The organism is Vibrio sp. Vb0667 (genome assembly GCF_033391095.1).
Genome location: NZ_JAWPOL010000001.1, coordinates 25,854 through 40,299, shown reverse-complemented (window position 1 = coordinate 40,299; position 14,446 = coordinate 25,854). Strand labels below are relative to the sequence as shown.

The window sequence follows — 14,446 nt, the reverse complement described above, 5'->3', positions numbered from 1 at the left end:
GCAGGGCTTTTCTTATTCCCGATATTCAGTCGTATGACCTATTGGTTAAACACCAATTTCACCACCGTCTTCACGGCGAATAACCACCGTCGCGGCACGTGGACGCAGTGTCATCCCCGCAGGTGTTTCTTCTGCTGCATTGTCGCTGTAAGGCCAGTTGCCTGGGTGCTGAATGTTCACGAACAGAGACTTGTAGTCTGGGCTAATGGTAAAGCCCGTCACTTCACAGCCGTTAGGGCCAACAAAGAAACGTTTCAACTCAGCTTGGTTTTCTGCACCGATCACTTCTTGTGTGCCGTTTTCATCCGTCAGCTTAGAAGGTACAACCGCAAGCATTTGGTCATTGGTGTAAGACGTCACTTCGTCTGCACCGTTGTCTGTTTGAATCCACAGAATACCGCGAGGGTCAAACGCTAAGCCGTCTGGGCTCGCAAACTGGTTAAGCTCGGTCAAGCTCGAACGGTTAGTGTCCGCATCACCGTTTGCTGGAGAACCAAACACAAAGATATCCCACGTGAAGTCTGTTGCTGCTTCGCCTTCATCCCAACGGATTACGTGACCAAACTTGTTGTTCAAACGTGGATTTGCAGGGTTAGTTTCCTCTGTACGGCGCGTATTGTTCGTCAATGTTAAATATACTGAACCCGTGAATGGATCAACCGTACACCACTCTGGTCGATCCATTGGTGTTGCCCCAACTAAATCCGCCGCACCCGCAGTATTGATGATAATTTCAGCCAGTGAATCAAAGTGATCCGCTAACGTACCACCAGCGGTTGTTACGCTATCAAGCGTTAATGGTAACCAAGTACCTGTGCTGTCTTCATTGAAGCGCGCCACATACAGTGTGCCTTCGTCCATGTACTTGTCACCCATCGCCAAGCGGTTATCAGGGTTAGCATCTGCTGGATCCCACGCTGCCGCAGATTCAAATTTGTATAGGTATTCAAAGCGAGAATCGTGACCAGAATAAAATACCACTGGTTTGCCTTCTTCAAGCTTACCGAAAGTACAGCCCTCGTGACGGAAACGACCTAGCGCAGTACGTTTCTTCGCACGTGAGTTTTGCGTGTAAGGGTCAATCTCGACAATGTAACCGTGACCATTGGCTTCATTACGGTAATCATCCATCGCACTTGCTCCTGTTGGAGCCACATTAAAGCGAGAGAACTCATCAAGACGCTCTTCTGCATTTCCTGCTAATGTCTCCCATAGGTAACGAGTGCTTTGGTCATCGACACCAATGCGATCTTGCTCTTCTGTACGAGTCCCGGCGTTAACAAAGTAACCTGGCCAGTTCTCTTCACACGTTAAGTACGTGCCCCACGGCGTGTAGCCGTTGCCACAGTTGTTTAACGTACCACGCGCTTGGCTGCCATCTGGTGAGAAACGAGTGACAGTTAAAGATGTGTGGGCTACCGGGCCAGACAAATCCATGACTGTCGCACCAGTATAACGACGGTTTAGTGGGTCGGTATCAACCAACTTCCACATGTTGTCTTCCAGTTGAATGCGAACCACTGATACACCGTGCGCGTTAATCTCTTTGCGCACTTCATCTACAATGGTACGTACGCCATTTTCAACCGTCGGACCGTTTGGATGCAGTGCTGATGTGTCGATGTACTCGTGGTTAATACATAGCAAGCCATCTGTAGTGCTATCGTTCAATGGGAAAAAATGCATGCCGTCATGGTGCATGCCTAGCGCATTTAACTGATCGGTACTGGTGTTGGTACCATCATTTTGCCATGCGCTGCCTTGTGCATTAAGTGGTGTTCCCCAAGGTACTAGTACTTGTGCGGTGTAGCCTTGTGGAATTGAGACTGCGTCAGTGAGTGAGCCAGGGATAGATTCAAAGTTAAGAACGGCTTTAGATGCGCCCGAACCACTGCTTACTGTACTCCCTGAGTCAGACGAGTTACAACCAGCCAATCCGAAAGCACCAAACGCTGTCATCGCACTGATACCTAAACCACCTTTCAGAATGCTGCGTCGAGATAGGCTCGCTTCTAATACTTCTTCAAATGGTTTGTTTTCACTTTGGTTATAACGCGTCGCGTCAAAGGTTTCCTTGCTCATTTTTACTTTCCCGATCTTATAGTTTAATTAATAAATAAGTGATTAGTTGAACGGCAAGAAGTTTGGATAAGAAAAATGACAAAAGTGCTTAAAACATATGAAACTTGTGTTTCAACAATACTGCAAACCAACCAACACAGCTAACGAAGCAATTAAATTCTGGTCACATAATCACCAACTGTATCGCTTCATTCTGATTTTACTTGGGCTAAAGTATGATAGAAGGTATAAGGTGTACGAAATCAAATCATCTACGAGAGATAATCATGAAATTAGACAAGATCGATAACAAGAGCCGTCGTATCCGTAAAAAGCTGTTCTTAGGTGAGTTCGCAATCCTAGGTTTCGAGATCAGCTGTGAAACAGACATTAACGACTTCGACCGTTACGATGCATTCGTTGATGACTTTATCGACTACATTGACGAGCTTGGTCTTTGCTTCGGTGGCGGTGGTCTAGAACTGTTTGAAGGCTTCCTATGTTCTACTGACCGTTACGGCAGTGCGACTGAAGAACAGAAAGCGCAAGTTATCAAATGGTTAGAAGCACGCCCAGAAGTGAAAAGCGCGCAAGCGGGCGAACTAGTTGACGCCAACTACCTGTAACTAAAGGGCAACCTGTAATACGCAGAGCTCAATAAATGGTAGAGAAAGCTGGTCTTAAGACTGGCTTTTTTATTTTTTGAAGAATGCGATAGTAAAAATAGGTGGGTTGGGAAGTTGCGCGGAGTGAATGTGATTGTGGTGTTTTTGAGCTGGCAATCAACGGGAAACTGCGTTCCACAGCCAGCTCGTGCCTTTAGGTATAATTAACTATGATTTTTTAGCTGGTGCGTCTTTCGTGTCTTTCCAGTATTGAATACGCACACGATGTAGCTGAGCTCTTCTAGTCTTTTTCATAGTAAAGTCCCTCATCTTATATAAGTAACGCTCCTCATGGAGCTTATTGTCTAAGGTCGTATCCCCTTCAATCTATAAGGGAACCAATCATTTAACCGTGACCAATTTCACAACATAATGATAATTACCGGTTTCTTGCAGCATGTTTTTACTGGCAAACGGCATATTATCTATCTGACACGGTTAACTTACTCACCAGATATGACAGAAAAATGGCAATCAAGTTCCCTACTTATACTGTCATTGAATCTTAATAAGGATTAACAAGGTGGGCATTTCAGATTTACCATACTGTTTATAAAAACCGCAAGAATTTTTATTTCTTTTCAAACAAATCTCTACTCAAGATCAATTCACTTTCATCTTTATCGTCTCCCTTTTAACGCATTGTGATCCAGTTCAATCCACAGAACTCGGAACAAAAAGCGCACATTAATACATTCACCACCAAACTTGTGCGAGATCTCTTACAAGAGTTGTAAGCAAATAGATTAATCACCTCTAAGAGCAATGCCAGAAAAAACATTAAATATATGATTTAAAAGTAATATTTAAATTCACTTAAAATAATAAGTAAAAATAATTTAGAAAAGTTAATTGAGTCAAATCAGCAAAACATCAATACTCAATTTGTCGACAGGATGTTGGCGGGAACAGGAAAAAAGCCTAAAGGATTGGGTATCTTCAGGATGAAGATTTGATAACTTAGGATGAGTTGTCAGCAAGGATGTAGTTAAGCTCTAGGATAGAGTTCGCCCGTCAGGATGATAGGCAAGAATGGACACCGCTAGGAAGGCGATGAACAAGGAACTCGGTTAAAGGACTTAGCCACAATCAAGGATAGATGCAGGGAGCACCTATTAGTAGCTGGATTGCTGCGAAAAAGAATAAGCCCCGTCTGGGAAACCAGGCGGGGTTTTATTTTGTCTGTAATGTATTGATAACGATTCATCTTTTATCGTTTAAGTCTTCTCTGTTTTCATAAAACACCGTGCTATCATTTTCTTTACGTCTCCCAACAAAGCTCTCAGAAAATCACACACTATGCTTAATCCTGTTTGGTTACATACATTTAAGACATTGATTGAAGTCGGTCATTTTACGCAAACGGCAGAAAAACTTTTTATGACTCAGCCTGGCGTCAGCCAACACATCAAAAAATTAGAGCAAAGCTGTCAGCATGCCTTGATCAAGCGCGAAAACAAAAGCTTCGAATTAACCGAGCAAGGCAGGATTGTCTACGCATATGCGCTCGAGTTAGAAGATAGAGAGAAGAAGCTGCTCGAAGAGCTCAGTTTTGATGATGCGTTTTCAGGCCACTGTAAACTGGCTTGTTCTGGTGCAATGGCGTTAATGTTGTATGGGCCCATTTTGGAGAAGCAAAAACAGCACCCGAGCTTATCGTTACATTTAGAAGCCGCGCCAAATCAATCTATTCTCAACGCCATAACGCAAGGGCACATCGATATTGGTATCGTGACTGATGTTCCCAACAAAGGTCTGTTTCACAGTGAGCGAATTGGTAAAGAGAGGTTGTGCTTGGTTCTGCCAAAGCATTATCAAAATAAGCAGATAACGCCACAACTCTTGCATGACTGTGGTGTCATTAGCCACCCTGATGCCGAGCATTACATGACGCTGTTTTTTGACCAATGTGAAGAACCACAGCTCCAAGAAATTAAGATGAGCGATTTACCATTATCCGGCTACGTAAATCAATTGAGCCAAATTTTGCTGCCTGTCAGCAAAGGACTTGGCTTCACCGTGCTGCCTCAAAGTGCGGTCGACAATTTTCCACTAAAAGACACGTTATACATTGCTCAACTGAAAAACACTGTATGTGAAGAGCTATTTCTAGTTCGTAAGCGCAGTCGTGCTCTACCTCTGCGCTATCAGACCATCAAAGAAGTGTTATTGGATGTGATCGGTGGTGCGCATCAATGATGTTAGCCACTCTTCGCTGGTAATGCGTTCCTCTTGGCAATCCACCCAATATGGTTTGCCAGATAACCAGCTCTTTGACGCGACCTCTTTTATAAACACATCCACGGAATCAACGTCATCTTTGGCGTAATCCCATTTATTGCGCATGTGTTCTGCCGCTTCTTGATTAGTGTACGCCTTGCCGTTGCGGATAAAGGTGCAAGAGGATTGCTCAACTCGTTTTATCAACGTCGAGATATCTTGCTCTACCCCTGCTAGTGCAAAGGTAGGCAGAATGCTTAATGTAAGTAACAACGTCCACTTTGCTTTCATCGCACCTTTATCCTTATCCCTGACCACATAACTACTAATAGTAACTACTGATAAGTGACTTAACTATTCTGGTGTTTGACTGCTTAGCTCAGCAATTATTGCCACCATGCCTTCGCAGGCTGAGGCTCCGCAATCGCCAAGCGTTGACCAATCTCAGGGCTCACTAACGTTACACCGCGCTCTTCACTAATATCTAACGCGCGTTGCATCGGCTCATTCCAATCATGCATCGATAAATCAAACGTACTGTTGTGAATTGGCATCATCACTTTGCCCTGCACATCAATGTGTGCTTGAACGCTTTGCTCTGGGAACATGTGAATGTCTGACCAAAGTTCATTGTATGCGCCGGTTTCGATCATAGTGAAGTCAAACGGACCGTACTTTTCACCAATCTCTTTAAAGCCATTGAAGTAACCAGAGTCACCACTGAAGAACACTTTGTGTTGTTGTGCATTAATAACCCAACTGCCCCATAGCGTCGTATCGCGGTCTGTCAAACCTCGACCAGAGAAATGCTGAGTCGGAGTTAGTGTATATTCAATGCCGTCAACAGAGTGTGACTCCCACCAGTCTAGTTCGATCACTTTCTCTTTGGGTACACCCCAATTCACCAGTAATTGGCCAACTTTTAACGGCACCAAGAAAGTGCCCACTTTGTCACCTAGCACTTTAATAGAAGCTTTATCTAGGTGATCGTAATGGTCATGACTGATCACCACCACATCGATAGTTGGCAAATCTTCTATCGTGATGGGGGTTTTGTGAAAACGTTTTGGTCCAACCCATTTCACAGGAGACGCGCGATCACTGAATACAGGGTCGGTCATCACCAGTTTTCCATCGAGCTTCATTAATACGCTTGAGTGACCCAGACGATAGATGACGTCATCTTGCTCTTCTAACAACTGCTGCGCTGTGATCGCATGCACTGGAATTTCAATCGTTGGTGTTGGGTTAAGGCGCTCAGTCGTAAAATACGCTTTCATGATTTCGAACATGTCGCCCAAACCGCTTTTGTATTCCAACTCTGTATTTGCAAATTTGTCCGGGTATGTTGGCGCTTTTTCAGTATCAACATTAGAACAAGAAATCATGGATGTACCCATCGCGAACGCTCCTACTGTGGCTAGCAAAGTTTTTTTCATAAAAAGTTAACCCGAACAAAAGTAAACTAAACAGTGCAGTTTACATTCTAATTATCAAAAGTAAACTACTTAGTGTAAAATAGATCAAGAAATGATCTTCTTAAATTAGCAAGCTTATGAATGTAAAAAGAAAAAGTCGTAGCGAAACCAAAAGAGAAGCCATCTTATGCGCGGCAAGGCAAGCGTTCCAAGAGTTTGGGGTGCAAAACACCAGCATGGATAAGCTCTCTGCAATCGCACAAGTCTCTAAGCGCACGGTCTATAATCACTTCCCTTCTAAGGAAGCGATCGTGACGGAGTTGCTGACTGAGCTTTGGCGTTCGTCAATGATGGAAAGCGATATTAAACGATTGCCCACTCTGCCACTCAAAGATCAATTGATTGAATTACTCTACAGCGAGATCATTGTGGTGACGGAACCAAACTATATTGAGCTGGCAAAAGTGGCATTTGGGCACTTCTTATTTAAGCCGGAAGATCTCAAAGAACAAGCAGAACAAATGTCGAAACAGGAAACCGCCCTGTACCGCTGGCTTACTGAGAAATCGAACAGTGGCGCTTTGCAAATTGATGATGTACATATAGCAAGCACTCAATTGCACAACTTACTTAAAGGCAGTGCATTCTGGCCGCAGTTAATGGGAATTCGCCCCTCTTTGTCGAATGAAGAATCTAGGCTGTTAGCTACCCAAACGGCGGAACTTTTTTTAAGTCACTATCAAAACAGCTAAAAACAGCGGTCAAATTGGCCGCTTTTTTAAGCGATAATTCGTGACAAAGCGATGAAATTTTTGCTCAATTTTATTTATCTCACCCTTGACAGTCTCATACCGCAAGGCGTGAGCGTTCGATAAAATATTTTTGTCGTGTCGACGATGCTTTTTCGTTTTCATCTCACAAAAAAACGCCCTAAGGTGCGCACCTCTGACGACGTGGTTGTTCAACCACAATTCTAAATCGTTGAAGTAAGTAGGTTATGTCATAACATGATCACCTGCCTACTGCATTCTATGCTCTATACTTATATTTTAATTTGGTACTGACTTACTAAGGAATTGCCATGCGTATTGCTATTCTCTCTCGTAATGAGAATTTATATTCAACCATGCGCCTAAAACAGGCGGGTGAAGAACGTGGGCATCAAATCGATGTGATCGACACGCTTCACTGTTATATGGACATTACGAGCAACAACCCTAAGATCCGCTACAAGGGTGAAGAATTACCGCAATACGATGCTGTTATTCCACGTATTGGGGCATCTATTACGTTTTACGGCACTGCTGTTGTACGTCAGTTTGAAATGATGGGTACATTTTGTGTCAACGAATCTGTCGCGATCAGCCGCTCTCGTGACAAGTTGCGCTCATTGCAACTGCTATCACGTAAAGGCATCGGTTTGCCACGCACTGGCTTTGCTCACCATCCTGACAACATTCAGGACGTGATCAAAAACGTTGGTGGCGCACCTCTAGTAATTAAATTGCTAGAAGGCACTCAAGGCATTGGTGTTGTACTTGCTGAAACAAATAAAGCGGCAGAAAGCGTGATTGAAGCTTTCATGGGTTTGAAAGCTAACATCATGGTGCAAGAATTTATCGAAGAAGCAAAAGGCGCGGACATCCGTTGTTTTGTTGTCGGAAATAAGGTGATTGCCGCAATGAAGCGCCAAGCAAAAGAAGGCGAGTTCCGTTCTAACCTTCACCGTGGTGGCTCTGCACAACTCGTGCGTTTGAGCAAAGAAGAGCGTGCGACCGCTGTAAATGCAGCGAAAGTGATGGGCTTGAACCTTTGTGGTGTGGATATCCTTCAATCTAAAAATGGCCCAGTGGTAATGGAAGTGAACTCTTCCCCTGGTCTAGAAGGCATCGAACTAGCAACGGGTAAAAACATTGCAGGTATGATCTTCGATTTTATCGAGAAAAACGCTAAGCCAAATTCAAACCGTACTCGCGGTAAAGGTTGATTTTTGTTTAACGCACAAGAGAGCCAAAAACCGGCTCTCTTGTTACTCGTCGCTAGGATGACACTATGAATCAGAAAATGATCATTGGGAATGCCGAAGCTATTTGCTTGCCAGAGTTAGGGATTACTCACCTTGAAGCGCGTATTGATACAGGCGCTCAAACCTCTTCATTACATGTAGACAATATTGATTGCTTTGAAAAAGATGGTCAGTCTTATGTTGCATTCGATTTGCACCCAGATGTATACCATTTAGAACAAGTGGTTCGCTGCACAGCGAAACTAAAAGCAAACCGTAAGGTTAAATCTTCTAACGGTACTTTTGAGCACCGCTGCGTGATCACAACGATGCTGCGTATGGGCGACCAACAATGGCCAATCGACATTACGTTGACTAACCGTGAAAAAATGACTTACATGATGTTGTTAGGTCGTCAGGGTATGGCAGACAAAGTGCTCGTTGATCCTAGCCAATCTCACTTATTGGCATCTTAACCCCGTAGCTTCAGATGAGTGATCGAACGTTTTTGTTGAGCATCACTCGTCTGGCTTTATCTTAGCCTACTTCCTACGAAATAACGCAAACAACAATCCCTTCGCTTTAACTTTTGTCACTCGCCAGTGCGTCATTGGCTTAGTCGGCGCTGTATTCAAAATGTGCTGATACGCTTTTTCATCCAAAGTCACCTCTCCCCCATGTGCCAAAAGCAAACATTGCGGATTCATCTCAAACACACGCTTTAATGATTGCCGATATTGATTCGGATGAAATATGGGAAACGGAGCAATCAGATGCTGTTTCACCTGCACCATTAAATCCGCCACATACAGTACATCTTGTTCAGAATGATAAACCGACAGATCTCGGTCGGTATGCCCTAGTGTTTCTAGCACCTGCCAATCATCAAATCCAGGAATAAACTCTCCATCAATAAGTTCAATATCTGGCTTTAGCTTGCGGGAATACCACAGGTTTTGCTTTGGTTTACGCATCCGATTCGCCATCCAGCGTGCTAACATCAAATCGGTCAAATGCATTAGCCAACCGTCTACACCGCTATACCACTGGTTCTCTCGCTTTGCGGCCAATAGCTTGCATCCTGTTAAGTCACGTAGTTTGTGCGCACCACCAGCATGGTCTGGATGCATGTGGGTCACAACAACCAACTTTAGGTCAGAAAAAGGACGATGGAGTTGATGTTCAATAAAGTCTTTAAGATGAGGGATGTCTGCTCGACTGGCACCATCAAGCAACAATAATTTATCGGGATATTCGGCGAGATACATGGTCTGAATGTACCCCTGAATTCTGTGCAGCTGCAAAATATGTCCTTATTTTAGTGAGATGCTTCATGACCGAATCCTTACTGGTCAGACCAACTATAACAGCAGAATGGACGCTTCGGTAAACAAATATTCACACGTAGCGACGACAACAAATCATAATCGAGATGATAGATTTTAATCATTAGACTCAAGGGCCCTTTTATCCGTTAATGCGCGCACACGGAGTTCGTGTCAGGGTATGAGGTAAATACCTCATGATTTGCTTTTTTGTACTTTTCCTTCTAATTAAGGAGTTAAGTACATTTTTGTGAGAATCGAGTTGGAAAAAGCAACTAAATTAGACCGCATCCGCGCGGACTACAACGTTCACTACTGGAGCCAAGGTTTCTACGGCATTGATGACCAAGGCGAAGTATATGTATCACCACGTAGTGATCGTGCACATCAAATCCCTTTCAGCGCTATTGTAAATGAGCTAGAAGCGAAGCAGTTAAATCTGCCTGTATTAGTACGCTTCCCGCAAATCGTGCACCAACGTGTGCATGGTATTTGCCACGCATTCAACCAAGCAATTGAAGAATACCAATATCCAAACAAATACTTGTTGGTGTACCCAATTAAAGTAAACCAACAACGTGAAGTGGTGGATGAAATTCTAGCGAGCCAAGCTCAACTAGAAACCAAGCAGCTTGGTCTTGAAGCGGGTAGCAAGCCAGAATTGTTGGCGGTACTTGCATTGGCTCAACAAGGTAGCTCCGTGATCGTGTGTAATGGCTACAAAGACCGTGAGTATGTGCGTCTTGCACTGATCGGTGAAAAGCTGGGTCACAAGGTATTCATCGTATTAGAGAAGCTTTCTGAGCTGGATCTGGTACTAGAAGAAGCGAAAAGTTTGGGCGTAAAACCGCGCCTTGGTTTACGCATTCGCCTCGCCTCTCAAGGCGCAGGGAAATGGCAAGCAAGTGGCGGTGAAAAATCGAAGTTTGGTTTATCAGCATCGCAAGTGCTTAGCGTTATTGAACGTCTTAAACGCGAAGGCAACCTAGACGCGATGCAACTGGTTCACTTCCACCTTGGTTCACAGATGGCAAACATCCGTGATGTACGCAATGGTGTGAACGAGTCTGCACGTTTCTACTGCGAACTACGCGCACTCGGTGCAAACATCGAGTACTTCGATGTGGGCGGCGGCTTGGCAGTGGATTATGACGGCACACGCAGCCAATCATCGAATTCGATGAACTACGGACTTGCAGAATACGCACGTAATATCGTCAACACTGTGGGCGATGTGTGTCTGCAATACGAACAACCAATGCCAGTGATCATTTCGGAATCGGGTCGCTCGCTAACAGCGCACCACGCTGTATTGATTTCTAACGTAATTGGTACCGAGTCGTACCTACCGGAAGAAGTACATGAGCTTGATGAGGACGCTCCGCTGTTGCTACAAAACATGTGGCGAAACTGGGAAAACTTACAAGATGGTACAGACGCTCGTGCGTTAATTGAGATTTACAATGATACCCAAAGTGATTTGGCAGAAGTGCACTCTCAATTTGCTACAGGCGTGCTTAACTTGGAACAACGTGCGTGGGCAGAACAATTGTCACTGCGCATTTACTTCGAATTAAGCCGCAAGATGAGCACTAAGAATCGCTTCCACCGTCCGATTCTGGACGAGTTGAGCGAACGTCTTGCGGATAAGTTCTTCGTGAACTTCTCTCTCTTCCAATCTCTACCAGATGCTTGGGGTATTGATCAGGTGTTCCCTGTTCTGCCACTTTCTGGTCTGGGCGAGGCGGAAGAGCGTCGTGCAGTGATGTTGGACATCACATGTGACTCTGATGGCGCGATCGATCACTACGTTGATGGTCAAGGCATCGAGAGCACGCTGCCTGTACCAGCTTGGAGCAAAGACAAACCGTACTTAATGGGCTTTTTCCTAGTAGGCGCATACCAAGAAATCCTTGGTGACATGCACAACCTATTTGGTGATACCCACAGTGCTGTAGTCAATGTTGATGAACATGGTCAATTTGAGATCAGTTACATCAACGAAGGTGATAGTGTAGAAGACATGATGCGCTACGTTCATATCGACGTGGATGCGATTCGTGACAATTATAAACAATTGGTTTCACAGCGAGTTGAAGCCAATGAACAAGCACAAATCCTAGCAGAACTAGAACAAGGTCTAGCAGGATACACCTATTTAGAGGACTTCTGATATGAATGATTTGTTTACTAAAACTGATTATTCGCTTTACTCCAACTCTATGTCGTTTTTACGTCTGCCGTACATTCGTAACCCGGTATCGGCAGACGCAGACGTTGTGGTGTTGGGAGTCCCTCTGGACATGGCAACATCTGGGCGTCCAGGTGCGCGTATGGGTCCAGATGCAATTCGCCGTGCCTCAGTCAACTTGGCATGGGAAGGTAAGAAGTTCCCTTGGAGCTTCAACGTATTGGATAAACTGAAAGTGATCGACGCAGGTGATCTCGTGTTCGATTGCGGTGATGCGGAAGATTTTACTTACCGCCTTGAAGCGGCAACCAGTGAAATTCTAAAAAGTGGTAAAACCATGTTGGGATTGGGCGGTGACCACTTCATTACGCTACCTATCCTGCGTGCCTATGCGAAGCATCATGGCCAAATGGCGTTGATTCACTTTGATGCTCATACGGACACCTATGCAAATGGCAGTTCATACGACCACGGTACGATGTTCTACCATGCGCCGAAAGAAGGTTTGATCTCAGCAAAGAACTCAATACAAATCGGCATTCGTACGGAGTACAAACAGCAAGATCACGGCTTCAATGTGATTAATGCGATGCAAGCGAATGACATGTCGGTGAACGAGATCCTAGAAGAAATTCGTCGCACCGTCGCAGACAAGCCAGTATATGTCACTTTTGACATCGACTGCTTAGACCCGGCCTTCGCACCGGGAACTGGTACACCAGTTTGTGGTGGCTTGAACTCAGACAAAGCGCTGAAAATTATTCGTGGTTTAGCCGGCATGAATATCGTGGGTATGGATGTTGTCGAAGTATCGCCTCCATACGACCACAGTGATGTTACCGCACTAGCGGGAGCAACCATCGCACTAGAAATGCTTTACGCATACGCATCTGAGCGCGAATAGACATAATCATTTCTAAGGGAGCTTCGGCTCCCTTTTCTTTCTGATGCTTTCCTCTACCTTTTATTCACTCGTTTCATCTTGAACTCAGCTCAACCGAGCAGACGCTTTATTTTTGCACTTTAACCATTAAAACCAGTTACCTATAAGGCTCATTCTATTCACGAAAAGTAAAAGACTTAACGTAATTAGACAAAGAAATGCACCGCTTTTTGAAAACAAAGTCGGATTAGTTTTTCTAATTGAAATCATAGATTTTTATCTTGCTAAACTTCACACTTTTCGATTGCTAATTATACAAGCAAGCACTATTATCTCGCGCAAATACCCCCGCAACACAAGAATTCAGTTGGCACTCTGTAAAAGAGCGCTAAGGGTTTTTACGTCTTAAATTTTTTGGAGAGATACGCAAATGTCTGCTTCGTTTCCATTAGCGAAACTTACCTTTTTAATCGCTATATTGACTGCCGTGGGTCAAATGACCCAGACAATGTACGTGCCTTCAATCGGTCATATGGCGGGCGAGTTTTTGGTATCTGCGTCATCACTTCAAGCTGTGATGGCTTGTTACCTAATCCCGTATGGCTTGTCGCAATTTGCGTATGGCACACTATCGGACCGCTTGGGACGCAAACCGATCATCATCGTCGGGCTGCTTATCTACATCGCGGGTACACTGGTAGCATTATTTGCACATCAATTTGAATGGTTCTTGATTGGTAGCTTTATCCAAGGCTTAGGTATTGGCTGCGGCGGTGCGATGTCACGCACTCTGACTCGCGATTGCTTTGAAGGCTCTGATCTACACAGAGCAAACAGCTTAATTAGCATGTGTGTGATTTTCTCACCATTAATGGCACCAGTATTAGGCGGTTACCTAACAGAAGCTTTCGGATGGCGGTCGAGCTACTTGTTCTTAGCGCTATTTGCTATCGCGGTTGTGATCACCATGATGACAAGCATGATGGAGACGCTACCAAAAGAGAAGCGCAAATTCGAACCAGTAGCCAAAAGCTACAAACACGTTTTGTCTGACCGTCGCTTTCAAGGCTTTTTGATTTGCCTGGTTGCAACATTCGCTGGTGTGGGTGTATTCGAAGCGGCGGCTGGGGTATTGTTAGGTGGGGTATTAGAATTACCAGCAACAACGGTAAGTTTGCTGTTTATATTGCCGATCCCAGGTTACTTGGTGGGCGCAGGCTTATCTAGCTACATCGCAAGACGTCGCTCTGAGCGTCGTGCTTTAAATGTAGGCTTGGTCTCTATTTTTGTGGGCTCTGCTATTGTGCTCATCCCAGGCTTGTTTGGTTTAACCACGGCATTAACGCTGGTTGGAGGCGCAACCGTGTACTTTTTGGGTGCGGGTATTCTCTTCCCAGCAGCAACAACTGGAGCGATTGCGCCATTCCCATACCATGCAGGAACAGCAGGCGCGACATTGGGTGGCATGCAAAACTTGGGGGCAGGTGTAGCAACTTTGCTCGCGTCACTATTTCCAGCGCATAACCAGATGCCTTTGGGCATTTTGATGATGGCAATGTCGGTAATTGCAATGCTTGGGTTAATGTGGGTGAATCGAGCACACAATCACTCAAACGAAGTACCGCAAGTTATCTGATCATTATCAGCTTACTTTCAAAATCCAAAAGGGACACACTCA

General features: G+C 44.7%; 12 protein-coding genes. 8 read left to right on the top strand and 4 right to left on the bottom strand.

Annotation, left to right across the window (positions count from 1 at the left end):
- Positions 1-45: 45 nt before the first annotated feature.
- Positions 46-2,082, bottom strand: coding sequence for a PhoX family phosphatase (locus R8269_RS00205; protein ID WP_318222413.1), 2,037 nt, complete (start codon positions 2,080-2,082; stop codon positions 46-48).
- A gap of 266 nt (positions 2,083-2,348) precedes the next feature.
- On the opposite strand from R8269_RS00205, the gene R8269_RS00200 reads away from it, so the two are divergent.
- Together R8269_RS00200 and R8269_RS00195 are read left to right on the top strand one after the other, a co-directional pair.
- On the top strand, positions 2,349-2,687 hold the full coding sequence (locus tag R8269_RS00200; protein ID WP_005374208.1) for a YggL family protein: 339 nt from the start codon (positions 2,349-2,351) through the stop codon (positions 2,685-2,687).
- A 1,338-nt stretch (positions 2,688-4,025) separates the two neighbouring features.
- Positions 4,026-4,925 carry a LysR family transcriptional regulator gene (locus R8269_RS00195; RefSeq protein WP_017635526.1) on the top strand — a complete coding sequence of 300 codons (900 nt, stop codon included), beginning with the start codon at positions 4,026-4,028 and terminating at the stop codon, positions 4,923-4,925.
- On the opposite strand, the gene R8269_RS00190 is transcribed toward R8269_RS00195, so the two are convergent.
- The gene (locus R8269_RS00190; RefSeq protein ID WP_017635527.1) at positions 4,893-5,237 is read right to left on the bottom strand and encodes a DUF5329 family protein; all 345 of its coding nucleotides are present in this window, start codon (positions 5,235-5,237) and stop codon (positions 4,893-4,895) included. The genes R8269_RS00195 and R8269_RS00190 overlap by 33 nt on opposite strands.
- A 95-nt stretch (positions 5,238-5,332) precedes the next feature.
- The gene (locus R8269_RS00185) at positions 5,333-6,346 is read right to left on the bottom strand and encodes an MBL fold metallo-hydrolase (protein WP_318222443.1); all 1,014 of its coding nucleotides are present in this window, start codon (positions 6,344-6,346) and stop codon (positions 5,333-5,335) included.
- Positions 6,347-6,501: 155 nt separating this feature from the next.
- Here R8269_RS00185 and R8269_RS00180 point away from each other — a divergent pair, with 155 nt between their 5' ends.
- From R8269_RS00180 to R8269_RS00170, 3 genes are all read left to right on the top strand, one after another.
- Positions 6,502-7,116, top strand: coding sequence for a TetR/AcrR family transcriptional regulator (locus tag R8269_RS00180; protein WP_318222412.1), 615 nt, complete (start codon positions 6,502-6,504; stop codon positions 7,114-7,116).
- A gap of 329 nt (positions 7,117-7,445) precedes the next feature.
- Entirely contained in the window at positions 7,446-8,351 is a 906-nt protein-coding gene (gene rimK / locus R8269_RS00175; protein ID WP_005374224.1) for a 30S ribosomal protein S6--L-glutamate ligase, read from the top strand.
- A gap of 65 nt (positions 8,352-8,416) precedes the next feature.
- Entirely contained in the window at positions 8,417-8,845 is a 429-nt protein-coding gene (locus R8269_RS00170; protein WP_005384193.1) for an ATP-dependent zinc protease, read from the top strand.
- Positions 8,846-8,911: 66 nt separating this feature from the next.
- Here the strand turns inward: R8269_RS00170 and R8269_RS00165 are convergent, their stop codons facing one another.
- Positions 8,912-9,637 carry an MBL fold metallo-hydrolase gene (locus R8269_RS00165; RefSeq protein ID WP_161441194.1) on the bottom strand — a complete coding sequence of 242 codons (726 nt, stop codon included), beginning with the start codon at positions 9,635-9,637 and terminating at the stop codon, positions 8,912-8,914.
- A gap of 319 nt (positions 9,638-9,956) precedes the next feature.
- Here R8269_RS00165 and speA point away from each other — a divergent pair, with 319 nt between their 5' ends.
- The 3 genes from speA to emrD all read left to right on the top strand — a co-directional run bounded on the left by speA (position 9,957) and on the right by emrD (position 14,404).
- Positions 9,957-11,867, top strand: coding sequence for an arginine decarboxylase (gene speA, locus R8269_RS00160; protein WP_031778854.1), 1,911 nt, complete (start codon positions 9,957-9,959; stop codon positions 11,865-11,867).
- 1 nt (position 11,868) lies between these two features.
- Positions 11,869-12,789, top strand: coding sequence for an agmatinase (gene speB / locus R8269_RS00155; RefSeq protein WP_005374233.1), 921 nt, complete (start codon positions 11,869-11,871; stop codon positions 12,787-12,789).
- Between the two features lie 409 nt (positions 12,790-13,198).
- Complete coding sequence (gene emrD, locus R8269_RS00150; RefSeq protein WP_005374234.1) at positions 13,199-14,404, top strand: multidrug efflux MFS transporter EmrD; 1,206 nt, start codon at positions 13,199-13,201, stop codon at positions 14,402-14,404.
- Positions 14,405-14,446 lie beyond the last annotated feature (42 nt).

Bases quoted from the DNA above. Each gene is read 5' to 3' on its own strand.
- R8269_RS00190 (WP_017635527.1), bottom strand. From the start codon at position 5,237: ATGAAAGCAAAGTGGACGTTGTTACTTACATTAAGCATTCTGCCTACC.
- R8269_RS00165 (WP_161441194.1), bottom strand. From the start codon at position 9,637: ATGTATCTCGCCGAATATCCCGATAAATTATTGTTGCTTGATGGTGCC.
- R8269_RS00195 (WP_017635526.1), top strand. From the start codon at position 4,026: ATGCTTAATCCTGTTTGGTTACATACATTTAAGACATTGATTGAAGTC.
- R8269_RS00205 (WP_318222413.1), bottom strand. From the start codon at position 2,082: ATGAGCAAGGAAACCTTTGACGCGACGCGTTATAACCAAAGTGAAAAC.
- emrD (WP_005374234.1), top strand. From the start codon at position 13,199: ATGTCTGCTTCGTTTCCATTAGCGAAACTTACCTTTTTAATCGCTATA.
- speB (WP_005374233.1), top strand. From the start codon at position 11,869: ATGAATGATTTGTTTACTAAAACTGATTATTCGCTTTACTCCAACTCT.
- rimK (WP_005374224.1), top strand. From the start codon at position 7,446: ATGCGTATTGCTATTCTCTCTCGTAATGAGAATTTATATTCAACCATG.
- R8269_RS00200 (WP_005374208.1), top strand. From the start codon at position 2,349: ATGAAATTAGACAAGATCGATAACAAGAGCCGTCGTATCCGTAAAAAG.
- R8269_RS00180 (WP_318222412.1), top strand. From the start codon at position 6,502: ATGAATGTAAAAAGAAAAAGTCGTAGCGAAACCAAAAGAGAAGCCATC.
- R8269_RS00170 (WP_005384193.1), top strand. From the start codon at position 8,417: ATGAATCAGAAAATGATCATTGGGAATGCCGAAGCTATTTGCTTGCCA.
- R8269_RS00185 (WP_318222443.1), bottom strand. From the start codon at position 6,346: ATGGGTACATCCATGATTTCTTGTTCTAATGTTGATACTGAAAAAGCG.